Below are 25,994 nucleotides of genomic sequence, written 5' to 3'. Positions count from 1 at the left end.
CTGTGCACGACCGTAGTCAGGTGTTTGATGCTGTGGCTCAATGTTCGTCTATGTGCAGTGCCTCGCGGGTCGAGGCACTCCGGCTTCTTCGATGAGGACGACGCCTTGAGACGAGAACCAACCCGCCCCCGCGCCTTGTTCAGGACCATCGCCTGCGCGGCGGCGCTTCTGCTCCCGCTGGGGGCGACACTGATACCGGCCGCCGCGGCAGCCCCTGTCACGGCCGCAGCCGCCGACGCGGCCTCCGCCGCCGCCTTCGTGACGGAAGAGCCGTCCATCGAGGTGAACGGCCTCAAGGGCGAGTACTTCGCCATGTCCGCCCCGGGCGCCCGCGACTTCGCCGAGCTGGGCGGGGTGACACTCGATCCGGAGATCAACTTCCCCGGCCTGACAGGCGCCTTCGAGTCCGCCACCGGCAAGTCCGAGCACACCACCGCTCGCTGGACCGGACAGATCGAGGCCCCGAGTACGGGCGAGTACACCTTCTCCGCGATCGGTGACAACGGCTTCCGGCTCTTCATCGACGACGAGCCGGTCATCGACCACTGGGTCCCGGACTGGGACAAGGAACAGACCAGCGAGCCGGTCGCTCTGAACGCCGGTGAACCCCACGAGTTCCGGCTGGAGATGTTCCAGGACATCGGCGGCGCCAACATGTTCCTGCGCTGGTCGAGCCCGGGGCTCGCCAAGCAGATCGTGCCGGAGTCCGCCTTCACCCCGCCTGCCGACTTCGAGGTCTACCCGGTCGCGCTGACCGTCGGCGAGGACGGCCGGAAGCTGCAGGCGACCTTCGACGGCGAGGTGGCGGACGTCGAGGGCGTGAAGGACCACCTCGTGATCGAGGCCGACACCACGCCCATGCCGGTCACATCGGTCACCAGGGCTTCCGACAACCCGAAGGCGCTCGTCGTCGACCTCGCCGAGCCGATCCAGAAGAACCAGCAGGTCCGGGTGGCGTACGACGGCGAGGGCGGCCTGAAGAACGGCGACGAGACCGTCCCCGAGATCAGCCGCAGGGCCAAGAACCTCTCCACGCACCGGCTGCTGACCCCGTGGGGCGAGAAGCTCGACCGTCAGAACCCGCTGCCCGAGTACCCGCGCCCGCAACAGGTGCGCAAGCAGTGGAAGAACCTCAACGGGCCGTGGGAGTTCGCCGGCGCGGCCGCGGGTGAGCAGCCGGTCTTCGGCAGGACGCTCGACGAGCGCATCACCGTGCCGTTCCCCGTCGAGTCGCAGCTGTCCGGACTCGAACGCCACGAAGACCACATGTTCTACCGCAAGCTCGTCACGGTTCCCAAGAACTGGTCGGTCGGCAAGAACGGCGACCACGCGAAGCGCCTGAAGCTCAACTTCGGCGCCGTCGACTACCAGGCACGCGTGTGGGTGAACGGCGAGCAGGTCGCCGAGCACACCGGCGGCTACACGGCCTTCAGCGCCGACATCACCGACGCGCTCAAGGGCCGCGGCCCGCAGGAGATCGTCGTCGCGGTCACCGACACCACCGGACGCGACCAGCCCACGGGCAAGCAGTCCAGCAACCCCGGCGGCATCTTCTACACCGCGTCCTCCGGCATCTGGCAGACCGTGTGGATGGAGCCCGTCGCGTCTGCCGCGGTCGACTCCCTCAGGGCGACGCCCGACATCGACAAGGGACGACTGGCTCTGACGGTCAACTCCGAGGGTGCGACCGGGGCTGCCCGGATCACCGCCGTCGCGCGTGACAAGAAGGGCGAGGTCGTCGGCCGCGTCACCGGACCGGCCAACAGCGAGCTCAGCCTGCCGGTCGCGAAGCAGCACCTGTGGACGCCGGACGACCCCTACCTCTACGACCTGGAAGTCACCTTGCGCGACGGCAGGTCGAAGGACACCGTCGACAGCTACTTCGGCATGCGTTCCTTCGGCGTCGAGAAGGTCGGCGGCTACCAGAAGCTCGTGCTGAACGGAAAGCCGTTCTTCTCCCTCGCCCAGCTCGACCAGGGCTTCTACCCCGACGGGCTCAACACGCCGCCCAGCGACGCGGCCCTCGTCTTCGACCTGAAGACACAGAAGGACCTCGGCTTCAACGCCGTACGCAAGCACATCAAGGTCGAGCCCGCCCGCTGGTACCACCACGCCGACCGGCTGGGTCTCCTGGTGTGGCAGGACTTCGTCTCGGGCGACCTGACGGGGGAGAAGGGCCACAAGGCGTTCCTCGACCAGGGCGCCGAGATGATGGAGCAGCTGCACAACTACCCCTCGATCGGCGGATGGATCGTCTTCAACGAGGGCTGGGGTGAGTGGGACCGCACGGAGACCGGGCGGATCACCGAGTCCGTCCAGGCCGCCGACCCCTCACGGGTCGTCAACGCCCACAGTGGCGTCAACTGCTGCAACTCCAAGGGGGACAGTGGCAAGGGCGACATCATCGACCACCACGACTACAACAACACCGACGCCCCCTTCCCGGACCACCGGGCGGCGATGGACGGGGAGCACGGCGGCTTCACGCTGCGCGCCCCCGGACACATGTGGCCGGGCACCCCGACGGTGATCTACAGCGGCGTCGCCGACAAGGCCGCGCTCACCGCCAAGTACGTGGAGAACACCCGTACGCACTACCTGGAAGCGGCCGGCGCCGAGCTCTCCGGATCCGTCTACACCCAGGTGACCGATCTGGAGAACGAGCTCAACGGACTCTGGACGTACGACCGCCGGGACATCAAGGTCGACCAGGCGCAGGTGCGGAAGATCAACGAAGAGGTCATCGCGGCGGGTGCCGCCGCGGGTGACCGGGACGCGGTCAAGGGCGGCGGCGCCTGGTCCCTCGACGAGAACGGCGGTACCACGGCGGCCGACAGCGGACCCAACCACAAGGACCTCACGCTCACCGGGGGTGCGTCCTGGACCACCGGAGTGCACGGATCCGCGCTGAAGTTCGACGGCAAGGGACAGTACGCCCAGACGAGCGGCCCGGTGGTCGACACCACCACCGACTACACCGTCTCCGCCTGGGCCTCCCTGGACACGCTCCCGGGCAACTACGCCACCGTCGTGAGTCAGGACGGCCGCCGCACGGAGAACCCGTTCTACCTCCAGTACGGACAGGGCGCGTTCGCCTTCTCCACGCCAGGCGGCAACCGGGCCCGGTTCGAGGTGACGCCCGAGCTCGGCCGGTGGTACCACCTCGTCGGCGTGCGCAGCGGCGGCCAGATCAAGCTGTACGTCGACGGCGAGCTCGCCGCAACCGTCGCGGCCGGGGCCGCCGATGTCAGCACCGGCGCGCTCTCCGTGGGCCGCGCCAGGTGGTCGGGCGGCAACGTCGACTTCTGGAACGGCTCCATCGACCAGGTGCGGGTGTACGACAAGGCGCTGAGTGACCAGGAGGTGACCGCACTCCACGACGGCGAGAAGCCGTAGGGCCGAGGCCCGCGTACCGCTCCCGGCAGCGCGGCGTACGCGCTGCCGGGAGTTCGGCATGTCACGGGAAGGATCCGGGAAGGCAGCACACCTGTGAGCCCCGGTGACGGGCGACGTCCGAGGACGGCCGCGAGCGCACGAGAGAGCCCGGCGTCGACCTGTCGGGGCCGACGCCGGGCTCAGGGATCACCTCAGGGAGCCCAGGGGGCTTCCACCGCCCAGGTGATGTCCTCGGTGAAGGTGGCCGGGTTGTCCCACGCGTGCGAACCGCCCGGTGTGGCCAGCCACACCTCGGAGCCGATGTGGCGCAGGTAGCTGCCGGGCAGATTGGCGCTGGTCAGCCGCACCCCGCCCGTTCCCGCGACCGCGCACCAGGTGGCGTCCGCCCTGAACAGCGCGGAGCCGTCGTCCGCGTCGCGCCGGACCCGGAAGTCCCGGTGCCGGAGGTACTCACCGGGGTAGTTGCGGGATTCCAGCGAGTAGCAGTTGCTGTTCGCCAGCCCGGTGACGACCTTCCAGGTGGCGTCGTTCTTCAGCAGTGCGGTGCTGCCGCCGTCCACGACCGCGGTGAAGGCGAGCTGCTCCTGGTGGCGCAGGTACTTGTTCGTGTGCCCCGGTGTGGTGACCCGGAGGGACGTGAACTGGCCGGTGGGCAGAGTGACAGGGGGTACGGGAGTCCTGGAGGCCTGGATCAGGGCCTGGTTGGCGGCCTTCACGCGCGCCGCGTCGACCTTGACCACCTGGCGGTCGTAGGTGAGCAGGCCGTTCGCCTCGTTCTCGACGTCCGTGATCTCCGTGTACACGGAGGCCGAGAGACCGGCCGGCATCTGCCCGATGCGGATGCTGTCGAGGAGCCCAGTGAAGCGGTTGTTCAGGGCGGAGACGCTCGCCTGGTCCTCGTAGCTGAATCCACCGCCCGGATACCACTCGTGCCCCGGGACCCGGTATCCCAGCCCGCCGAACTCCCCGAGGACCGCGGCCCGGGTCGCGGTGGGCGCGGTGTTGCCCGGGCCCACGTAGATGTGGTTGTCGACCACGTCACCGTTGCCGCCGTCCACGGAGCCGCAGCAGTTGACGCCGCTCATGTTGTTGACCAGCCGGGACGGGTCGTACGCCTTCACCTCGTCGGCGATGCGTGCCTGGTCGTACTGCCCCCAGCCCTCGTTCTGGTTGACCCACATGACCACGGACGGCGAACTGCGGTGCTGGTCGATGATCGCGTGGTACTCAGCCTCCCACTGGATGCGCGCGGCGCTGTCGGGCGTCTTGCCGGTGTCCATCGACGGCATGTCCTGCCACACCAGGAGCCCCAGCCGGTCCGCCCAGTAGAACCACCGCTGCGGTTCGACCTTGATGTGCTTGCGGACCATGTTGAAGCCCAGGTCCTTGTGGGCCTGCAGGTCCGACCTGAGGGCCGCGTCGGTGGGCGCCGTGTAGATGCCGTCCGGCCAGTAGCCCTGGTCGAGCGTGCCGCTCTGGAAGACGAACTTCCCGTTGAGGACCGGACGCAGAATGCCGCCGGTCCTTGCCAGGCCGACCGACCGCATACCCGCGTAACTGCCCACGGAGTCCACCACGGACGCCTGGTCGAGCAGCTCCGCGCGCACGTCGTACAGGAACGGGTCCTCAGGGCTCCAGAGCCGGGGACCGGGCACCGGCACGGCGATCTCCGCGCCGGGCGCCCCGGTCGCCGTACCCACCACCGTGCCCCCGCTGGAGACCGTGACCCGGGCGCTGCGGCCACCGCCGGACGCCGCGTGTACCTTCACCCGCAGGGTGCTGCCGGCCAGGTCAGGCACCATGTCCAGCCGGGTGATGTGTGACGCGGCGACGGGTTCGAGCCAGACGGTCTGCCAGATGCCCGAGGCGGCGGTGTAGAAGATCCCGCCGCCCGGATGCGGGTTCACGTCGTTGATCCGCTGTTTGCCCACGGCCTGGCCGCCGGTCTGGGTGGGGTCGTACACCGAGACCACGACGGTGTTCGTGCCACCGTTCAGCCGAGGCGTGATGTCGTACGCGAACGAGTCGAAGCCGCCCTTGTGGGCACCGACCTGCGTGCCGTTGACCCAGACCGTGCTCTGCCAGTCGGAAGCGCCGAAGTTGAGCACGACACGGCGGCCGTTCCAGTCCGATGGCACCGTGAAGGTGCGCTTGTACCAGAGCTTGTCGTTCTCGGTGATCCTGCGTTTGATGCCCGACAGCGCGGACTCCGCGACGAACGGAACCCTGATCTGCTCCGGGAACGCGGCAGGCTGGCCGGCGTCGCGCCCGGTCACGGCGAAGTCCCAGATCCCGTTGAGATTGGCCCAGTCCGGACGGGTGAGCTGGGGGCGCGGGTATTCCGGAAGCGGCTTGTCCACGGGGACCTGGCCGGTCCACGGGGTGGTCATCGGGGAGGGCTTCGGCGCCCAGGCCGTGGGCGCGGCCTGGGCGGGCGGCGCGCCGACACCGACCAGCGCGGTCGCGACGAGGGCCAGAAGCCCCGTGCCGACGGTCAAGCGTCTCCACCACGGCCTGCGGCCGGGTACACGTACGGAATTCATCTCTCTCCTTCTCGTGGGGGAGCGGGGGATCAGAGGAGTTGCCAGAGGTGGTCGGCGGTGCCGTTGTCGTCGAACTGGACGACATGCGCACTGTCGGCCGTGGACATGCCGTCGACGCCGAGCACCTTGCCGGAGTTGCGGTTGCGGACGCGGTACCAGCCTTCGCCGTCCGGCACGAGCTGCCAGAGGTGGTCGGCGGTGTCGTTGTCGTCGAACTGGACGACGTGGGCGCTGTTCGCGGTGGACATGAGGTCGACGCCGAGCACCTTGCCGGAGTGCCGGTTGCGGATGCGGTACCAGCCGTCGCCGTTGGCCACGAGCCGCCACAGGTGGTCGGCCGTTCCGTTGTCGTCGAACTGGACGACGTGGGCGCTGTTCGCGGTGGACATGAGGTCGACGCCCAGCACCTTGCCCGAGTGCCGGTTGCCGATCCGGTACCAGCGGTCCGCGAGCCACCGCTCCGCGTCCGGGCTCACGGTCGGGAAGGACGTGATCCGCAGCCGCGCCGCGCCCATGGGGACGAGCGTGACGGTCTCGACCGGCTCGGTGCTTCCGGCCGGGCCCGGCCGGAGCGGCGCCACCACGTGCTCGTCGTCGGCGGTCCACTCGGGTATCCGGCGGGCGCGAGCGGTCATGACGAGCGGTGTGTTCTCCAGTGTGAAGGGATTGCCGTCGGCGGCGCGGCCGGTGGAGCGGTGGCGCAGGGATGCTGCCGGCCGGTCACCGTCCAGCACGAGGCCGTAGTTCCACGGCGTGGTGGCGTGCACGGCGTACTCCGGGAACTGCTCGGTCCCACCGATGCGCTCGTACGCCTCCCCGATGCGCAGGGAGTAGGTGAGCGGCCCGTGATCGACGCTGACCGAGCCGTGGTTGTCCGTCCAGGTGCGCACGGAGGTGTGCTGCGGGAGGCGCAGGGTGACCTTGTCGCCGTCCGCCCAGGTCCGTTCGATCCGGGTGAAGGCGGGTCCGGCCGGGGCGGTGATCCGCTGCCCGTTCACCCGGATCTCCGGTGCGGAGCACCAGGCGGGTACGCGCAGCACCAGCGGGAAGCGCAGCGCCTTCGCAGAGGTGAGGGAGAGGGTCACCGTGTCCGTGAACGGGTAGTCGGTCTCCTCCGTGAAGGTGACCTCCGTGCCGTCCGCGACCTTGGCGGTGACCGTGCAGGGTGCGTACATGGCGGCGGCCAGACCGCCGTCCGGGGTGGCCAGCCATAGTTCCTCGACGAAGTACGGCCAGCCCATTCCGTAGTTGTGCGGGCAGCAGCGGTACTGGTCGACGCCCGGCAGGTACGCCTGCATCGCAAACCCGTTCTGGAACTGCCTGTCCCGTTTCGGCGTGTTGTCCAGATCGACGCTGTTCGCACTCGTGATGTAGTGAACCGCTCTCGCGGAGGGGTCCAGCGAGGCGGGCAGCGAGTTGAACGCCAGTTCCTCGCAGCGGTCGGCCCACAGGGGATCGCCCGTGATCCGGGTGAGCAACTGGTGGCTCGCCATGAACTCGACGATTCCGCAGGTCTCGAAACCTTGCCGGGGATCACCGTGGCCGGGACGGGCGTTCTCGTCCCCGGCGAAGCCGCCGCCGGGGAACTGCCCGTAGCGCTCCATGGCCTTGGCGTACGTTCCGTACGTGTCCCGTACGTCCTGCGGCGACCCGCTGCGCAGGGAGTACTGGGCGGGCTCGCGGAAGCCCTGCGCGATGTTGACGTTGTGCTGGTCGACCAGGTTGTCGCCCCAGTCGGCGCCGTACCGGTGGATGGTGTCGGCGAGGTCGAGCAGGAACGTGTCGCCGGTGCGGTTGAACAGCCAGAAGACGCTGTCGAGTCCGTCGCCCCAGCGAAGTGCGATCCAGCTCGTGCCGAACGCGCCGGGGCCCTGGGCGTTCATGTAGCGGAAGAACCTGCTGAGGAAGGGGATGATCCGGGTGTCGCCGCTGTACTCCTGCCAGGAGCGCAGCGCCTGCAGCAGGGGCAGGAAGGGCCAGAAGTCGGGACCGCCGTCGAGTGAGGTCCGGAGGGACTTCGGACCGAATGATCCATCGGGCTGCTGGGTGGCCAGGATTGCGTCGATCCAGCGGCGCGTGGCGGCCAGGGCTGTCGCGTCCGCGGTGACGATCGCAAGGTCGGCGTATCCGCGCAGCCAGTAGGGGACCTCCTCCCAGCCGCCCCGGTCGGGGTGTACCCAGCCGGATGTGCCGAAGTCGAGGAAGTGCGAGAACTCCTCGTACCGCCCGCAGAGACCGTCGAGTTGGAGCCGGAGCTGACCGGCGAGCCATCCTCGGGCGGTGACACGGCCGGGGGGCAGTTTCAGGAACGCCGTGGGGTGCAGCGGAGCGGCGTTGGGTGCGTAGTGCCCGCCGCGGGCGGCCGCGGCCATGCCCCCGGCCGCGGTCGCTGTGGTGGCCCACCGGCCGGTCGCGGTGGCCGGGGCGGCGGTGACCAGGGCGCCGGCCATGAGTTGTCTGCGGTTCAGGGACATCGTTCGGCTCCGCTTCTGCTCTGCCGGGCAGGGAGGGCGAGGCCCACACGCGGGCCGTGCCTGAGGAAGGTGGCTGCCGCTTTCGGGCCGACGGCGCGGCCCCTTGCTTTCAACGTTGGAAAACTGATGTCGGCGGTATGACAGCACGCGGTCAAGCGAGGTGTCCAGGGGTGGCGCAGTACCTGGTGCCCTAAGGGCCCGTCTGCGGCGCGTCCGGGTCCGTACCGCCGGGCGACACATTTTCGAAACGCGACGACAACTCTCTTGCCGCCGGTGGCACCCCGCCTATATAACGTTGTAAACCGAGCCGCCGAGAGGCCGCACAGGCTCTTGCGACCACCGTTTTCCCAGCTGGGAAGCGGGTCGTGAGGAATGCAGTGTCATCTGCCGCCCAGCGGCCGATGCGTCGTCCAGCCATGCCCGACCGTGCGCCGAAGGGCGTGCCGTCACCCCGCCAAGGAGCGTTCCGCGCATGATGACTCAGCGTCGATCCCGTACCCTCGCCGCGGCCTGCCTGCTGGCCGCAACCGCCACGCTGGCGGCCTCAGGCTGCTCGAAGTCCGAGGTCACGGACTCCGCCGGCGGTGACAGCAGCCAGGGAGCGCAGGCGGCCAAGACGCCTGAGGCCAGTTCCGGTGGCGGCTGCTCGCTCCAGACGTACGGCGGACCGAAGCTCGACCTGAAGGACGCGGTGGTCGGCTTCTCCCAGTCCGAGAAGGAAGCCAACCCCTTCCGTATCGCCGAGACGCAGTCCATCAAGGACGAGGCCAAGAAGATCGGCGTCAAGAAGCTGCTCACCACCAACGCGCAGTCGCAGCTGTCGAAGCAGATCAGCGACATCCAGGACATGCTTTCCCAGGGCGCCCAGTTCCTCATCGTCGCCCCGCTCAACTCCGACGGCGTGGAGCCCGCGCTCAAGGCCGCCGCGGCGAAGAAGGTGCCAGTCCTCACCATCGACCGCAAGGTCAACTCCACGGCGTGCGAGGACTACGTGGCCTTCCTCGGCTCCGACTTCGTCGAGCAGGGCAAGCGTGCCGCCGACGCGATGATCAAGGCCACCGGTGGCAAGGCCAAGGTCGCCATCCTCCTCGGCGCCTCCGGCAACAACGTGACCACCGACCGCACCAAGGGCTTCGTCGACCAGATCGAGGCCAAGGCCCCCGGCATAGAGATCGTCGCCCAGCAGACCGGCGAGTTCGCCCGCGACAAGGGCCAGCAGGTCATGGAGCAGCTCATCCAGTCCAAGCCGGACATCACCGCCGTCTACGCGGAGAACGACGAGATGGGCCTGGGCGCCGTCACCGCGCTGAAGGCGGCCGGCAAGAAGCCAGGCAAGGACGTGAAGATCGTCTCGATCGACGGTACCCGCAACGCCGTACAGGCCCTGGTCAACGGCGAGTACAACGCCGTGATCGAGTCCAACCCGCGCTTCGGACCGCTGGCCTTCGCGACCGCCCAGAAGTTCTACGGCGGCGAGGAGATCCCCGAGAACGTCATCATCAGCGACCGCGCGTACGACGAGACCAACGCCAAGGACTCGCTCGGCGGGGCGTACTGATCCGCGCCGGACACCGACGGCCCGGCCGCCGCGGCGCAGACGACACCGCGGCGGCCCTTGGGCCCACACTCTTGGAACAGCGGAAGGCCACGACCACCCATGGCACCACCCGAAGCAGTACCTCAGGCACCGGAGGCGGCCGCGGACGCCGCTCCCGCCGTGCTCGAAGCCCGCTCGGTGAGTAAGAAGTTCCCCGGTGTCGTCGCTCTCGACGACGTCTCCTTCTCCCTGCGGGCCGGCGAGACCCACGCCCTGGTCGGGGAGAACGGCGCGGGCAAGTCCACCCTCATCAAGGTGCTGACCGGCGTGTACCGGCCCGACGGCGGAGAGCTGCGGCTGGCGGGCGAGCAGGTCCGGTTCGCCCGGCCGTTCGAAGCGCAGCAGGCCGGGATCTCCACGATCTACCAGGAGGTCAACCTCGTCCCGCTCATGAGCGTGGCGCGCAACATCTTCCTGGGCCGCGAACCCCGCAACCGTTTCGGCCTCATCGACTTCTCGCGGATGCACCGCGAGACCGCCGCACTGCTCGACGGCTTCGGCGTACGCGTCGACCCCCGCCGACCGCTGCACACCCTGGGGATCGGCACCCAGCAGATGGTCGCCCTGGCACGGGCCGTCTCGGTCAACGCCCAGGTCGTCGTCATGGACGAGCCCACGTCCTCACTCGAACCACGGGAGGTGGAGACCCTCTTCCGCGTCATCGAGGACCTGCGCCGCCAAGGCATCGCCGTGCTCTACGTCAGCCACCGCATGGACGAGCTCTACCGGATCTGCGACCGCGTCACCGTCCTGCGCGACGGCCGCCACATCCACACAGGCGACCTCGCCGGCCTCGACAGGATGCAGCTCGTGTCGATGATGCTCGGCCGCGATCTGGCCGAGGTCCGCCGTGCCGGTGTCACCAACTTCGCGGCCGAGGGCCACGAGGCGGCCCGTACCCCTGTACTGACGGCCACAGGTCTCACCAGCCGACTCCGGCTCCATGACGTATCCGTCTCGCTGTACGCCGGTGAGGTGCTCGGCCTCGGCGGCCTCCTCGGCTCGGGCCGAAGCGAGACGGCCAAGGCCCTGTCCGGCGCCCTGCCGCTGGACGCCGGTCAACTCACCGTGGACGGGGCGCCGTTGAAGCGGCTCACCCCGGCCGCCGCCATCCGGGCCGGCATCAGCCTGCTGCCGGAGGACCGCAAGGCCGAGGGAATCGTTCCCGGCCTGTCGGTCCGGGAGAACATCGTGCTGGCGGCCATGCCGCGCCTGTCCCGCGCCGGAGTCGTCTCCCGCGCCAGGCAGGACCGGATCGTCGACATCTTCATGAAGCGTCTGCGGATCAAGGCGTCGAGCCCCGAACAGAAGGTCGGAGAACTCTCCGGCGGCAACCAGCAGAAGGTCCTCCTGGCCCGCTGGCTCTGCCTGGAACCCAAGGTCCTGCTGCTCGACGAACCCACCCGTGGCATCGACGTCGGCGCGAAGGCCGAGGTCCAGAGCCTCATCGACGACCTCGCCCGTGAGGGACTGGCCGTCCTGCTCATCTCCTCCGACATCGAGGAACTCATCGAGGGCGCCGACCGGATCGTCGTCCTGCGCGGCGGAGCCGTCGCCGGCGAACTGGCGGGCGACGACGTGGCCGAGGACCGGCTGCTCGAAGTGCTCGCCGACCACGCACCGGCACCGGAGGCCGAGGACCCGGCCGCTCAGGAGGACCCCCGATGACCTCGACCGCCGTCCAGCCACCCACGAAGCCCGCACCGCCCGGCCGGGCCACCTCGCCGCTGGTCCGGCTGCGTGACCCCGCCTGGTACCAGGAGTACGGCGTGTACGTCGCCGTGGGCGTGGTACTGCTCTTCAACGCGCTGTTCACCGACCACTTCATGACCGCCGACAACTTCCGTACCCAGCTGGTCCAGGTCGCCCCCATCGTGATCGTCGCGCTGGGCATGGCCCTGGTCATCGGCACCGAGGGCGTCGACCTGTCGGTCGGCTCGACGATGGCGCTCGCCGCCGCCTTTCTCCCGCTCTACCTCGGCTACGGGCTGGTACCCGCGCTCGTCGTCTCGCTCCTGGCGGGCGCGGTCGTCGGTGCCGTGAACGGGAGCCTGGTCTCCCTCATCGGACTGCAGCCCATCGTCGCGACGCTCGCCCTCTTCGTCGGCGGCCGCGGACTGGCCCTGGTCATGGCCGACGGCCAGCTCAAGCAGATCGTCAACCCCGACCTGCTGGCGCTGGGAACCGGATCCTTCCTCGGCATCCCGCTCGTCGTACTGATCGCCGCGGTGCTCGCCGTCGCGGTGGCCTTCCTGGTGCAGCGCACCACCTTCGGCCGGCAGATCGTCGCGGTCGGCGGGAACCGCTCCGCCGCCGCACTCGCGGGCCTGCCCGTCAAGCGCGTCCTCATCGGCGTGTACGTGCTCTGCGGGGTGCTCGCCGCCCTCGCCGGCATCCTCGCCACCGCCCGGCTCACCGCGAGCGACCCGTCCTCGCTCGGCACGCTCATGGAACTCTCCGCCATCACAGCCGTAGTGGTCGGCGGCACACCCCTGAACGGCGGCTCCGTCCGTGTTCTCGGCACCGTGGCGGGCGCCCTGCTCATGCAGCTCCTGCGAGCCACGCTCGTCAAGCACGACCTGCCCGACTCCACCGCACAGATCGCCCAGGCGGCCATCATCATCGCCGCCGTCTACGTCGCACGGGAGCGTCGGTCCCGATGAACGAAACCACACCCGCACCCACCGGAGCCACAGCCGCACCGACCGTCCCCGCACCCGCGCCGACGCCGGCGCCGCGGAAGACGTCACCGCCCCGCCCCGCCGACGCCGGCGGGCCCACGGGCCGGCAGCGTGCGGCCGAACTCCTCCAGCGGCAGGGCGTGCTCGCGGTCCTGCTGACCGTGGTGATCGCCGCGTCCTTCGTCTACCCGACCTTCGCCTCCCTGGACAACGCACGCGGCGTGACCATCCAGGCGTCGTTCCTCGCCGTGGTCGCTCTCGGCATGACCATGGTCATCATCACCGGTGGCATCGACCTGTCCGTCGGATCGGTCTTCGCCCTGGGCGGAGTACTCGCCGCCTGGGCCTCGCAGTACGGCTTCCTCGCCGCACTGCTCGTCCCCCTCGCCGTGTGCGGGGCGATCGGCCTGCTCAACGGGTTCCTGATCGCCCGGGGGAACCTGGCTCCCTTCATCGTCACGCTCGCTACGCTGCTGGGAGCCCGCGGCCTGCTGCTCGCCCTCACCGACGAGGGCGCCACGACCCACCTGGTGCCCAAGGACTCCGCCTTCGGCGAGCTGGGCCAGGGAAGCGTGTGGGGATTCGGCTACCCGATCCTCATCGCCCTGGTCCTGTTCGGGGCCGGCGGCATCGTCCTGCAGCGCACCTCCTTCGGACAGACCCTCTTCGCCGTCGGCGGCAGCAGCGACGCGGCCACCCTGATGGGCCTCCCCGTCGCCCGCACCAAAATCCTCGTCTACACGCTCAGCGGCCTGCTGGCCGGGCTCGCCGGCGCACTCAACGCGGCGAGGCTGTCCTCCGGCGTCACGATCGTCGGCGTAGGCATGGAGCTCGACGCCATCTCCGCCGTCGTCATCGGCGGCACCCTGCTCATCGGCGGCGCGGGCTCGATCAGCGGCACCCTCTGGGGCGTCCTCCTGCTCGCCGTCATCCAGAACCTGATCAACCAGATCGGCTCGCTCAACTCCTCGTACCAGTCGGTGGTCAGCGGGGGTTTCCTTATCGTTGTCGTGGTGGCCCAGCGTTACCTGGCGCGCAGTCGCAGAAGTACCTGACCGCGAAACCAGCCGCGTCGAGCCACCGAGCAGAAGTGCCGAGTCGAGCCAAGGAGTGCCGTGGGCGTCAGCCTCAAGGACGTTGCGCAACGGGCGGGCGTGTCCATCAAGACCGTGTCGAACGTGGTGAACAACTATCAGCACGTCACACCCGCCATGCGCGCCAAGGTGCAGCAGGCGATCGACGAGCTCGGCTACCGGCCGAACCTCACCGCTCGCCACCTGCGCAAAGGCCGCACCGGCATCATCGCGCTCGCGGTCCCCGAATTCGGCAACCCGTACTTCGCCGAGCTCGCCGGAGCGGTCGTCGACGCGGCCGCCCGGCACGACTACACCGTCCTGGTCGACCACACCGCGGGCCTGCGGGAGAACGAGCTGCTCGTCAGCCAGGGCTTCCGGTCCCACGTGATCGACGGCCTCATCCTCAGCCCCATCCACCTGGAGACCGAGGACCTCATGGCGCGCACCGAGACGGCGCCGCTGGTCCTGCTCGGCGAACGCGAGTACGAGGCCCCGTACGACCACATCGCCATCGACAACGTGGCAGCCGCCCGCGACGCCGTACGCCATCTCGTCGACCACGGCCACCGCAGGATCGCCTTCCTCGGATCGCGCACCGGCCGCGAACGCCAGCCCGCACACCTGCGGCTGCGGGGCTGGCGCGAGGAACTCACCGCATCCGGGATCACCCCGGACGAGAACCTGATCGTGGTCACCGACGGTTACGGCCGCGAGGACGGCGCGGTCGGCATGGCGGCCCTCCTGGACCGGGGCGAGCGGCCCGACGCCGTGTTCGCGTACAACGACCTGATCGCCATCGGCGCGATGCGGACCATCACGGCACGGGGGCTGCGCATCCCGGCCGACATCGCCGTGGTCGGCTTCGACGACATCGAGGAGAGCAACTACGGCGCCACGACGCTCACCACCATCGCCCCGGACAAGGAAGCCATCGCCCGCCTGGCCGTCGACAGCCTCGTCGAACGTCTGTCTGGCAAACCGGTGGCCGAGCCACGCAGGCCGCGTCCCGGATACCGCCTCATCGTCCGGGAATCCACCACTCCGGCGCCTGACGATGCCCGTCCCGAGGACCTCTGATGCCGCACCCCACCGCACACCGCACCCCCTTCGGATCCATCGGCGGCACACCGGTCCACCTGTGGACCCTCGACTGCGGTACGGGAGTCCGGGCCGAGGTACTGACCTACGGCGCCTCGCTGCACCGCCTCACCGTGCCCGACACCACGGGCGCCACCGCCTCGGTCGTCCGCTCTCTGGCGACGGTCGACGACTACACGGCCAAGCACCCGTACTTCGGCGCCGTCGTCGGACGCTACGCCAACCGCATCGCACACGGCCGGTTCACCCTCGACGGGACCACGCACCACATCCCCGCCAACGACCGCGGCCACGCCCTGCACGGCGGCCCCGAGGGCTTCCACACCAAGGTCTGGGACGCGAGCGCGGACAGTACGGACGACACCGCGTCCGTACGGCTCGCCCTGCACAGCCCGGACGGCGACATGGGCTTCCCCGGGGCGCTGGACTGCACGGTCACGTACACGCTCGACGCGACAGGGACCCTCGCCATCGACTACACGGCCGTCAGCGACCGGCCGACCGTCGTCAACCTCACCAACCACGCCTACTTCGACCTGGCGGGCCACGACGACGTCCTCGGGCACCGCCTTCAGGTCGACGCCGACAGCTACGTGCCGGTGGACGGCGACGGCATCCCGCAGGGCCCTCCGGCCGAGGTCCGGGGGACCCCCTTCGACCTCACCGTGCCCCGCGTCCTGCGGGTCCAGCTCGTTCAGAACGACGAACAGCTGCGCGCCGCCGGCGGGTTCGACCACAGCTGGGTACTCCGGGACACCGGCGGCCTGCGCCGCGCCGCCCGGCTCACCGCCCCGGGCGAGGCCCGCGTCCTGGAGGTGTGGACGACGGAACCGGGCATCCAGGTCTACACCGCCAACCAGCTCGACGGCTCCTTCACCGACGCCACCGGCCGCCGCCACGAACGGCACGGATCGGTCTGCCTGGAGACCCAGCACCTGCCCGATTCACCCAACCGCCCCGAGCTCCCCAGCACCGTACTGCGCCCCGGCCGCACCGCCCGCAGCCGTACCGAACTGCGCTTCCCCCACCTGGGAGCCTGATCGAACCGATCCGGGTGGACCAGGACAGACGGAGCCCCCGTGTACGGACCAGGAGTTCGGTCCGGACACGGGGGCTCCGCTCCCGTGGTGCGGCCGCGATGTCAGGTGCGCAGCCACACCGCGGTGTCCACGGGCAGCTCGCCGTCCGCGGTCAGAGGGCCGCTGGCCAGCAGGACAGCGGTGTGGGCGGGCAGCTCCACGGCCGTCTCCGAGAGGTTGGTCAGACACACCACGCCCTCGGCGCGGGCGAAGGCGAGGACACCGTCGGGGGCGGCGAGCCAGGTCAGGGGGCCGTCGCCCAGCCCCGGCGTCTCCCGGCGCAGCCGCAGCGCCCGGCGGTACAGGGTGAGCATGGAGCCAGGGTCGGCTGCCTGCAGGTCGGCGGCGTACGAGGCCCAGCCGACGGGCTGCGGGAGCCACGGTTCCTGGGACGAGCCGAAGCCGCTGTAGGGGGCGTCGGCGCTCCAGGGCATGGGCACCCGGCAGCCGTCGCGGCCGGGGTCCGCACCCTCGGACCGGAAGTGCATCGGGTCCTGGATCCGGTCGAGGGGGATGTCCGCCTCGGGGAGGCCGAGCTCCTCACCCTGATAGATGTACGCCGAACCGGGCAGCGCGAGGCTCAGCAGGGCGGCGGCCCGTGCCCGGCGGGTGCCGACGGCCAGGTCCGTGGGCGTACCGAACGCCTTGGTGGCGAAGTCGAAGCCGGTGTCCTGGCGGCCGTAACGGGTCACGGTGCGGGTCACGTCGTGGTTGCACAGCACCCAGGTGGCCGGCGCGCCTACGGGTGCGTGTTCGGCGAGGGTGCCGTCGATGGACCGGCGCAGCCGCCCAGCGTCCCACGGGCACGCCAGGAAGCTGAAGTTGAACGCCGTGTGGAGCTCGTCCGGTCGCAGGTAGCGGGCGAAGCGTTCGGCGTCGGGGAGCCACACCTCGCCCACGAACACACCCTCGTACTCGTCGGCGACGGCCCGCCACGACCGGTAGACGTCGTGGAGCTCGTCGAGGTCGATGTAGGGGTGCGGGTCGACGCCTTCCACGAAGTCCGGCAGCGCCGGGTCCTTGGCGAGTAGCGCGGCGGAGTCGATGCGCACGCCTGACACCCCGCGTTCGAACCAGAAGCGCAGCACGTCCTCGTGCTCCTGGCGGACCAGGGGGTGGGCCCAGTTGAGGTCGGGCTGCTCGGGGGTGAACAGGTGCAGGTACCACTCCCCGTCGGGGACACGGGTCCAGGTCGCCCCGGAGAACTGCGACGGCCAGTCGTTGGGCGGCAGCTCGCCGTTCCGGCCGCGACCGGGACGGAAGTGGAACAACTCGCGTTCGGGGCTGCCGGGGGCGGCGGCCAGTGCCGCCCGGAACCAGGCGTGCTGGTCGGACACGTGGTTGGGCACGATGTCGACGATGGTGCGGATGCCGAGTTCGCGGGCCTCGGCGATCAGCTTCTCGGCGTCGCCCAGGGTGCCGAAGGCGGGGTCGATGGTGCGGTAGTCGGCCACGTCGTAACCGCCGTCGACGAGCGGGGAGACGTACCAGGGGGTGAACCAGACCGCGTCGACGCCCAGTTCCGCTAGGTAGGGCAGTCTCGCCCGGACGCCGGCGAGGTCCCCGGTGCCGTCGCCGTCACCGTCGGCAAAGCTGCGTGGGTACACCTGGTAGATGACGGCGTCGCGCCACCAGTCTTCGGTGGGAATCGAATGCGGGGCTGCCACGTGAGCGTCCTTTCGGGCAGGGTGGGTCTTCACCGCGGCACGGCCGACGGGGAGTCGGCCGGACCTGCGGCGAGGACGTGGGTGAGCGCGGTGGCCGGACGGGTGCGGGCCGGGCCCGCAGGGACTCAGCCCTTCAGCCCACCGGCGGTGAGACCGCTCATGATGTTGCGCTGGAAGATCAGGAAGATGAGGAGGGTGGGAACCGAGGCGATCGTGAGCGCCGCGATCAGCACGTTCACCGGAACCCCGTTGGAGAGTGAGTAGATGCCGACGTTCAAGGTCTGCATCGAGGGGTCGGGCAGGGTGAGCATGGGCCAGAGGAAGTCCTTCCACACGCCGACGACCGCGAAGATCGACACCACACCGAGGATGGGGCGGGAGACCGGCAGCACGATGGACCACAGGGTGCGCAGGGGACTGGCACCGTCCATCGACGCGGCGTCCAGCAGTTCCTTGGGTATCGAGTCGAAGAACCGCTTCAGCAGGAAGATGTTGAATGCGTTGGTCACCGACGGCAGCCAGATCGCCCAGGGTGTGTTCAGCAGGTTGCGCTCGATGAACGGTACGTCGAGGACCGTCAGGTACTGCGGCACGACGAGCACCGTCGCCGGGATCATGAGCGTCGCCAGCATCATGCCGAGGATGGCCTTGCCCAGCACGGGCCGGAGCTTGGAAAGGGAGTAGGCCGCGGCGACGTCGAAGATCAGCTGGAAGGCGAGGGCGCCGAAGGCGTAGTACAGGGTGTTGAACAGCAGGGTCGCCAGGTCCATGACCTCCCACGCCCGGGTGTAGTTGTCCGGCTCGAACGAACCCGGGACGAGCGTCGGAGGGGTCTGGATGACCTCCTGGGCGTCCTTGAACCCGCTGGAGATCAGCCAGTACAGCGGACCGAGGAACATCAGCGTGAAGCCGCCGACGACGACGGCGAACGTCACCCAGTAGAGGGCCTTGCCGCGCGGCCTGGCCAGTTGCGCCGGCGAAATGAGCGTGCGTGTGGACATCGTTGGTCTCCCCGGTCCTACTCGTCGTCGGCGCGGCTGAGCTTCGCGTACGCGGCCGAGAACCCGGCCAGGATCACGAGCAGGAGCAGGCCGAGTGCCGCCGCGGCACCGTAGTTGTTGAAGTTGAAGGCGTACTGGTAGATCAGGTAGACGACCGTGGTGGTCGAGCCCTCGGGGCCGGCGCCCCCGGTGAGCAGGAAGGGCTCCACGAAGACCTGCATGGTCGCGATGATCTGCATGAGCAGCATCAGCGACAGGATGAGCCTGGTCTGCGGGACGGTGATGTGCCAGATCTTGCGGAACAGTCCTGCGCCGTCCAGCTCGGCGGCCTCGTACAGCTCGCCGGGTATCCCCTGCAGCGCCGCCAGATAGATCAGCGTGGCGCCTCCCATGTTCATCCAGGTGGAGGCGATGACGACCGAGAGCATCGAGATGTCGGGGTCCTGGAGCCATTGCTGTTCCGGCAGGCCGACGAAGCGGAACAGCTCGTTGAGGAGGCCGTAGCCGGGGTCGTAGAGGTATTTGAAGAGCAGGACCGATGCGACCGGCGGCAGCATCACCGGGAGGTAGACCAGGAGCCGGAGGTAGCCCTGGGCATGGTGGAACTCGTTGATGACGACGGCGACGACGAAGGGGACGGCGAACCCGAAGACCAGTGCCAGAAGGGTGAACAGCAGGGTGTTGCGCCAGGCCTGCCAGAAGGCCGGGTCGTTGAACACGGTGGTGAGGTTGTCGAGGCCGACCCAGGTGGTCTGTCCGTCGTCGGTCTTCTGGAACGCCAGGAAGAACTCTCTGATCATCGGATACCAGGAGAACAGCGCGAAGCAGATGACCGCGCCGATCAGGAAGCCGTGAGCGGTGAGATTGCGTCGCAGGCTCCTGGTGAAGTGGCCGCCGGGCGGCCCTGAGCCGGCCGCGCGAGGCGGTGCGTGACGGCTGGTGTCCGCCTTGCTCGGGATCAGGCTGGGGGCCGACATCGTCGCTCCTTGGTACTGGTCTGCCGGGTTTCGGTCCGCGGTGCCGGCCGAGGGCTGTGTGCGCCGTCTGCCGGGGAGAGGGCGCTCATGGCGGGGGCGGGCGGCCGGGCCCGCCCCCGCCGGTACCGCTACTGGTTCGCCAGGACCTGGTTGACCTGCGCCTCGGCGGCGGCGAGCAGCTTGTCCACGTCGGCGTCCTCGTTGGTCAGGACTCCGGACATCACGTTGTCCAGGACCTTGTAGACCTCCTGGGCCTTCGGGGGCTCGGCCTTGCCGCCGACCGGGTTGTCCATGAAGGACTTGAAGTTCTCGACCGGCATCGTGGCGTGCTCGATCCGGGCCGCGTCGTCCTTCGCCTTGGAGTCGTTCAGCCAGAAGTTGGGCTGCGGGATGCCGACCGGCAGGCCGTCGGCCTTGGTGCGCTCCCAGTCGAACTGGCCCTTGCCGACAGTGAGGTTCTTGAAGTTGAGCCAGGCGACCGCGGCCTTGATCTTGTCGCCGGAGATCCCCTTCTTGACCATGTAGTTGTTGCCGCCGGCGAGGGTGCTCTTCTCGCCCGGGATCGGGCCCATCCCGAAGTTCTCGTACTTCGCGCCCAGTTGCTGGACCATGTACGCGATGTCGTCGGGCGCTGCCAGGAACATGCCCAGCTTGTCGGTGGCTATCTGCTTCTGCAGGTCGCCCCAGGCCAGCAGTTGGGTCTTGCCCATGCTGTCGTCCTCCCAGCGCATCGCGCGGAGGTTCTCGACGACCTGCTTGCCCACCTCGTTGTTGAACGCGGCCTTCTTGCCGCTCGCGTCGACCACGTCCCCGCCGAGGCTGTACATCTGGGCGGTGAAGTGCCAGCCGCCGGTGTTCTTGGCGCTGTACTCCCCGAAGCCGGAAACGCCCTTGCCGAGCCCGGCGATCTTCTTGGCGGCGGTGCGGACCTCTGCCCACGTGCGCGGCGGGCTGTCGGGGTCGAGTCCGGCGTCCTTGAAGAGCTTGCGGTTGATCAGCAGCCCCATGGTGTAGTTGCTGGTCGGCAGCCCGTAGAGCTTGCCGTCCGCCTTGAGCGAGTTCAGGACGTCGGGGTCGATGTCCGACAGGGCGGGCACGGACTTGTCGTTGACGTAGGCGGTGATGTCGGAGGCCCCGTCGTTGTCGAGCACCTGCGGCAGGTCGGTGAAGTAGGTGTAGAAGACGTCCGGCTGGGACTTGGCCTTCAGCATCGCGGTGAAGCGCGGCGGCTCCAGGCACTGCCCGGGGGTGGAGCGTCCCTCGATCCTGACGTTCGGGTACGTCTTGTTGAACTCGGCGACGTCCTCCTTCCACTCCTTGAGCTCGGCCTGCTTCGCCGCGGGAGGCATGCAGTCGATGGTGAGCGTCACCTTGGCCTTGGGGTCCAGCGGCGTGGCCGGGTCGGAGGAGCCGACGGGCTCGGACCCGTCGCTGTCGTCGCTGCTGCTCGTTCCGCAGGCGGCGAGCGCTGAGAGTGTGAGCGCGGAGACAAGAACGGCCGTGCTGGCGCGGCGGGTACGGCGGAACCGAGCAGTTCTCATGAGTGGTCCCCTTCGGGCATGTACGTCGGAGTCGCCCCACCGCCGGTGCGTTGTGGGGCGCGGCACACTCAACCACCACGAACAAGTGAACGCAATATCTCGCGTTCATTTCGTAAATCTGTGACAGAGGCGTGAGGTTGAGTCGTGTTCGGGGAGTCCGGGTGATGCGCTTCCCGTACGCGGGCTACGGCTTACCCGGGCCCCTGATGCCGCTGATCGCAAGCGGAAGGGGTGTCGAGTCGCGTGTCGGGACGCAGGGTCCAGCAGGACCCCTTCTGGCGCGTCTGTGGCACGAGGGGTGATGGACTGAACGCAAAGACTGGCGCAAGCCCCGCAAAAGACTTGCACCAGCCCTCGTGCTCCCGGCTGACCGGGAAGGCGCCCTTACGGATTGATGTTGATCTTGAAGGTGGATGTGGTGTTCCTGATGTCCACCGCGTTGCCGTCCAGCTTCAGACCGTTGAAGGTGACTTCACCGACCGCCGGCCCCTGCCCCGCCTCAGGCATCTCGTTGGCCCAGACACCGAAGCCCGATTTGGCTTCGTAGGCGTCCCCGCTCCTGCCGGCCCCCGTGATCGAGACGTCGGTGAAAACGGTGTCCTTGACCGGGAACTGGGGCCTGCCGCCGACGTAGTTCGTCTGGAACATGATGCCGCTGTACGTCGGGTCGACGATGTCGACGTCGCTCACCCGGATCCCCTGGAAGACCTTCGAGGCGGAGAACACCCAGATCCCCGGGAAGGTCTGCGAGCCCCAGAAGTGTCCGCCGGACCGCACGATCGAGATGTTCTCGAAGGTGGTGGGCTCGGTCCCGAAGCCGTTCATCGGGTAGCCGAAGTCGAGCGAGGAGATGGTGATGCCGGAGTAGACGAGCGTGTCGGCGATGTGGATGTTGCGGAAGGCGTTGTCGTAGCCGCCGTAGACGGCGACGCCCGCAGCCCGCCAGGTCAGGGTCGAGGTGAGGTTCTCGTACAGGTTGCCCTTCATGTCCGCGCCTCCGGCGTCGATCGCGGAGAACAGTGCGAAGCTGTCGTCGCCGGTCGCCCGGGCGTCGTTGTTGGAGACGAGGTTGTCCGTCGACCCGTTCGTCATGTTGACACCGTCGGCGAACATGTTGCGGATCCGGGAGTTCTTGATGGTCACACCGTCGGTGTTGGCGCCCCAGTAGAGGCACACCATGTGCTCGTTCCAGATGTTGTCGATCTCGATGTCCGACACGTTGGCGAAGTCGAACACCTTCCCCGGTCCGTTGATGCGTGAGGTGTAGTTGCCGAAGTACGCGAAGTTCCGGAAGGCGGAGCCCTTCGCCGTCCCGTCCGCCCGGAATCCGATGTCGGTGTTGTCCTGCGTCGAGGGTGCGTGGAACTTGGTGTACCAGGGCCCCGCGCCGACGACCTGGACGGCCTTGCCGTACACCTGGAACTTGCTCGACGTCCGGTAGTCGCCTGCCGGCAGGTACACACCCACCAACGTGCCGGTGGGGTCCATGCGGACCTTGTCGAGAGCGTTCTGCACGTCCTGCTGTGTGAAGCCGGCCGGCACCGCGTACGTCGCCGGATCCGGGTTGGCGACCGGGGCGACCTGTTCGAGGTTGACGAAGTCGATCGCGTACGTGGACGTGTTGGCCGCGTCCTTCTGCAGCCTGATCTTCGATCCGGCCGGGACGGTCTCGCCGAGCATGATGTGTGCCTCGTCATAGATGTGACGTGGTCCGCCGAGACCCGGGGAGTTCTCCGGCTCGGTCTCGGCCCCGTACAGCCAGGCGTACTTCGATGTCAGGGGCAGCGCCTTCTTCATGACGCCGTCGACGTAGACGTTGATGGTCGAGTCGATACCGCCGCCGCCCGGCGCGTCCGGGATCGAGAACCGGGTCACCAGGGTGTTGGCGCTCGCTCGGGTGGTGAACTCGACGTACTCTCCCGTCGCGTCGAGGTTCACGGCCTCGCGGCCCGACGCCTCACCGGCGATGTCACCCACCGTCCGGTTGGGGCCGACCACCCGCGCCCCGCCGCCGGCCGTGCCGTCCTCCGCCTCGTACATGTCGTACGGCATGTTCGCGCCCCGTCCGACGAACAGTGGCTGGGCGGAGGTGTTGTTCTCCCGCTTGACCGGCAGTTCGTTGGCGTCGTCCGCGACGGTGACCTTGAGCGAGTAGGAGCCGTTCACGGCCTTCCAGGTGCCCAGGCTCACCGCCGCGGTGGTCGCACCCGCGGCGATCGTGCCCGCGTGCGCGCCACTCAGCGTCTTCACGGTGGCGCCCTTGGCGTCGACGACGGCCAGCGTCACCCCGTGGCTGCCGGCGGCCGAGGGCTCCGTGCCCTGGTTCTTCACAGCGACCTTGAAGGTGACGTCGTCACCGGCCGCCGGACTCGACGGCGACGTGGTGACCGCGGTGGCGATCAGGTCGGAACTCGCCACCGGCTTGACCACGAGAGCCGTGGGGTGGGTGTAGGTGTTGTTGGTCTCGTTCTGCTCGGCGACGGCGCCTGCTTCGTCCGCGACCGCGCTGAGCTGGTAGCTGCCCGCGGGCCACCGGCCGATAGAGGCACCGACCGTGGCCGAGGCGCCGGCCGCCAGCGCTCCCACCTGAGCGGTGGCCACCTTCGTCCCGCCGAGGCGCAAGGCCACGGCGCTGGCCGGTGCGGCCTGGCGGCCGCTGTTGCGGACGGTGGCGGAGACGGTCACGGCGTCGGACTCCACCGGTGCGGACGGGGAGACCGCCAGAGCGGACACCTCCAGGTCGGGGTTGGGCGCCGGGACGCCGATGACCTGGAACTCCGCGAGCTGGCCCGACGGCGCTCCGCTGTTGGACGTGAAGCGGAGCTGGACCTCCGCGGCACGCACGCCCATCGGAATGGTCACGCTGTTGCCGCCGGAGGGATTGAAGGTGTACGCCTTCGCCGCGACCACGGAGGTGAACCCGGACGCGCCCTGCTCGCGGGTGAGCACCTGGACGGTCTGGTCGCGGGTGGACCAGGCGGAGTCCGGGTTGAGCTTGAGGACGAGGGCGGTGACGTCCGCGTCGGTGCCGAGCTTGACCGTCAGGGTGGCCGGGTAGCTGCCGGCCGCGCCCTCCCAGTACGTCGCCGGGTTGTTGTCGTTCGCGTTCTCCGCAGTGAACGCGTGGACGAATGAGGAGGCGCTGACCGGCTTGCCGACGGCCAGGTCGGAACCCTGCCCGGTCGACGCGGTGCGGGTGACGGCGTTGCTGTCCCCCGAGACGTTGCCGGCCGCGTCCTTGGCCCGTACGAGGTAGGTGACGGTTGCCGACGTGGGCTGACTGTCGGTCCAGGTGGTGACGTCACCGCCGACGCTCCTGCGGAGGACGTTGTCGGCGTAGACGTCGTACCCCGTCACCCCCTTGTTGTCGGTGGAGGCGGTCCAGGTCAGTCTGATCTGTCCGGCCGACGGTTCGGTGAACCCCAGACCGGCCGGAGCTGTGGGCGCCTGCGTGTCACCGGTGTCACCGGTGCGGGTGACGGTGTTGCTGTTGCCCGACTGGTTGCCCGCGGCGTCCTTGGCGCGCACGTAGTAGGACACCGTCTGGCCGGCCGGCCTGTTGTCGGTGTGCGTCGTGACGTTGCCGGCGACGCTGGTCAGGAGCCTGCCGTCGGCGTAGATGTCGTAACCGGTGACGCCGACGTTGTCGGTCGCCGCGTTCCACACCAGCCGGATCTGGCCGGAACCCGGCTCGGTGAGGGCCAGACCCGAGGGTGCGGCCGGCGCCTGCACGTCGCCGGTCACCGGTCCGTAGACCTCCAACTCGGATACCTGAGCGGCTGGTTGCTGACTGTTCGCGCTCACCAGTACCCGGACGTAGCGGGCGGTGGTCGCGCCGAAGGGAATCGTGACGGAGTTCTGGCCGGCTGCGGCGAACTCGTATGCCTTGGCCGCGGTCAGGTCCGTGTAGTCGGTCCCGTTGTCGCTGCTCTGGATCTTCAGGGTCTGGGTACGTGTGCCCCAGCCGTCGGGCAGTCGCAGGACCACGCGGTCCACGGGTACGGCCGAGCCGAGGTCGGCGCGCAGCCACTGGGGCAGCTCGTTGTTGCGGCTTTCCCAGTAGCTGGCCTTGTTGCCGTCGTTCGCGTTGCCGGCCACATAGGTCTCGGTGTGGCTGCTCGCCGTCAGAGTGCGTCCGGCGGCCAGGTTCCCCGAGGACCCTTCGGCGGCGTGCACCTGCAGCTCCGACAGCTGGGCCGCCTGCCACCCGGTGTTCGCCGTGATGTCGACGCGTACGAAGCGCGTCTGCACGGCAGGGAAGGTGACGGTGACGGTGTTGGCCGAACCGGGGCTGAAGGCGTAGGAGGCCGAGGTCTTCAGGGTGGTGAAGCTCGTGCCGTCGGCGCTGCCCTGGACGGACAGGGTCTGGTTGCGGCTCTCCCAGCTCGCGGGAAGCCTGAGCACGACCTGGTCCACCCGTGCGGCGCTGCCGAGGTCGGTCTGGACCCACTGCGGCAGGGCGCTGCCGGAGCTCTGCCAGTAGGAGCCCTGGTCGCCGTCGGTGATGTTCCTGGCGCCGAACTCGGCGAGTGCGCTGCTCGCGGCGGCAGGATCGCCGAGCGCGATGTTGGGGCCTCCCGCCGCTTGAGCGGATATCAGCGGACCTCCCAGCGTCAGGAGGCTCGTCACGATCACGGCGCTCAGGCTCCGCGATCTCCAGTTCCGGATTCTCATCTGCCCTCGTTCCCGGCCTCGTCGCCGTCGGCGACAACGCACGGCTCAGTCGGATTCGTTCACAGGAATGCGGGGGCGGGGGAGGCCGCGGAGTGACATGCCTGGTCCGCGACCGGTGCCGCCCGCCGCCTCCGGTGCCGCCGTCGCGGCCGGCACCGGAGGCGCGCCCGGTGAGGCATCACCGGGCGGG

General features: G+C 69.1%; 14 protein-coding genes. 7 read left to right on the top strand and 7 right to left on the bottom strand.

The features are described 5' to 3' along the window. Positions 1-57 precede the first annotated feature (57 nt). Positions 58-3,396, top strand: coding sequence for a LamG-like jellyroll fold domain-containing protein (locus tag AB0C82_RS24965; RefSeq protein WP_362845849.1), 3,339 nt, complete (start codon positions 58-60; stop codon positions 3,394-3,396). A 191-nt stretch (positions 3,397-3,587) separates the two neighbouring features. Here AB0C82_RS24965 and AB0C82_RS24960 read toward each other — a convergent pair whose 3' ends face one another. Beyond that, positions 3,588-5,939, bottom strand: coding sequence for an AbfB domain-containing protein (locus AB0C82_RS24960; protein WP_362845847.1), 2,352 nt, complete (start codon positions 5,937-5,939; stop codon positions 3,588-3,590). Between the two features lie 29 nt (positions 5,940-5,968). Continuing rightward, on the bottom strand, positions 5,969-8,413 hold the full coding sequence (locus AB0C82_RS24955; RefSeq protein ID WP_362845845.1) for a beta-L-arabinofuranosidase domain-containing protein: 2,445 nt from the start codon (positions 8,411-8,413) through the stop codon (positions 5,969-5,971). 472 nt (positions 8,414-8,885) lie between these two features. Here AB0C82_RS24955 and AB0C82_RS24950 point away from each other — a divergent pair, with 472 nt between their 5' ends. The 6 genes from AB0C82_RS24950 to AB0C82_RS24925 all read left to right on the top strand — a co-directional run bounded on the left by AB0C82_RS24950 (position 8,886) and on the right by AB0C82_RS24925 (position 15,905). Further along, a complete protein-coding gene (locus tag AB0C82_RS24950) occupies positions 8,886-9,971 on the top strand; it encodes an ABC transporter substrate-binding protein (protein ID WP_362845843.1) in 1,086 nt (361 codons plus the stop codon). A gap of 99 nt (positions 9,972-10,070) precedes the next feature. Next, a complete protein-coding gene (locus tag AB0C82_RS24945) occupies positions 10,071-11,678 on the top strand; it encodes a sugar ABC transporter ATP-binding protein (RefSeq protein WP_362845841.1) in 1,608 nt (535 codons plus the stop codon). Then, entirely contained in the window at positions 11,675-12,673 is a 999-nt protein-coding gene (locus AB0C82_RS24940) for an ABC transporter permease (RefSeq protein ID WP_362845839.1), read from the top strand. The genes AB0C82_RS24945 and AB0C82_RS24940 overlap by 4 nt, the downstream gene beginning before the upstream one ends. Beyond that, positions 12,670-13,746: an ABC transporter permease gene (locus tag AB0C82_RS24935; protein ID WP_362845837.1), complete on the top strand. Its 1,077-nt coding sequence runs from the start codon at positions 12,670-12,672 to the stop codon at positions 13,744-13,746. Before AB0C82_RS24940 ends, AB0C82_RS24935 begins: the two co-directional genes overlap by 4 nt. Before the next feature lie 60 nt (positions 13,747-13,806). Further along, on the top strand, positions 13,807-14,844 hold the full coding sequence (locus AB0C82_RS24930; protein ID WP_362845835.1) for a LacI family DNA-binding transcriptional regulator: 1,038 nt from the start codon (positions 13,807-13,809) through the stop codon (positions 14,842-14,844). Further along, a complete protein-coding gene (locus tag AB0C82_RS24925) occupies positions 14,844-15,905 on the top strand; it encodes an aldose epimerase family protein (RefSeq protein WP_362845833.1) in 1,062 nt (353 codons plus the stop codon). Before AB0C82_RS24930 ends, AB0C82_RS24925 begins: the two co-directional genes overlap by 1 nt. A 101-nt stretch (positions 15,906-16,006) precedes the next feature. Here AB0C82_RS24925 and AB0C82_RS24920 read toward each other — a convergent pair whose 3' ends face one another. The 5 genes from AB0C82_RS24920 to AB0C82_RS24900 all read right to left on the bottom strand — a co-directional run bounded on the left by AB0C82_RS24920 (position 16,007) and on the right by AB0C82_RS24900 (position 25,804). Next, the gene (locus AB0C82_RS24920) at positions 16,007-17,611 is read right to left on the bottom strand and encodes a glycoside hydrolase family 13 protein (RefSeq protein ID WP_362845831.1); all 1,605 of its coding nucleotides are present in this window, start codon (positions 17,609-17,611) and stop codon (positions 16,007-16,009) included. Positions 17,612-17,736: 125 nt separating this feature from the next. Further along, positions 17,737-18,612, bottom strand: coding sequence for a carbohydrate ABC transporter permease (locus tag AB0C82_RS24915; protein ID WP_362845829.1), 876 nt, complete (start codon positions 18,610-18,612; stop codon positions 17,737-17,739). Positions 18,613-18,629: 17 nt separating this feature from the next. Then, complete coding sequence (locus tag AB0C82_RS24910) at positions 18,630-19,589, bottom strand: sugar ABC transporter permease (protein ID WP_362845827.1); 960 nt, start codon at positions 19,587-19,589, stop codon at positions 18,630-18,632. Between the two features lie 128 nt (positions 19,590-19,717). Continuing rightward, positions 19,718-21,130 (bottom strand): extracellular solute-binding protein, encoded by a 1,413-nt coding sequence (locus AB0C82_RS24905; RefSeq protein WP_362845825.1) that lies wholly within the window; start codon positions 21,128-21,130, stop codon positions 19,718-19,720. A 384-nt stretch (positions 21,131-21,514) separates the two neighbouring features. Further along, the gene (locus AB0C82_RS24900; RefSeq protein WP_362845823.1) at positions 21,515-25,804 is read right to left on the bottom strand and encodes a discoidin domain-containing protein; all 4,290 of its coding nucleotides are present in this window, start codon (positions 25,802-25,804) and stop codon (positions 21,515-21,517) included. Between the last annotated feature and the right edge of the window lie 190 nt (positions 25,805-25,994).

Origin of the sequence: Streptomyces sp. NPDC048560 (assembly GCF_040650955.1) — a bacterium.
Lineage (GTDB): Bacteria > Actinomycetota > Actinomycetes > Streptomycetales > Streptomycetaceae > Streptomyces.
The sequence above is the reverse complement of the archived record's forward strand: the minus strand, read 5'-3'. Positions and strand labels throughout refer to the sequence as shown.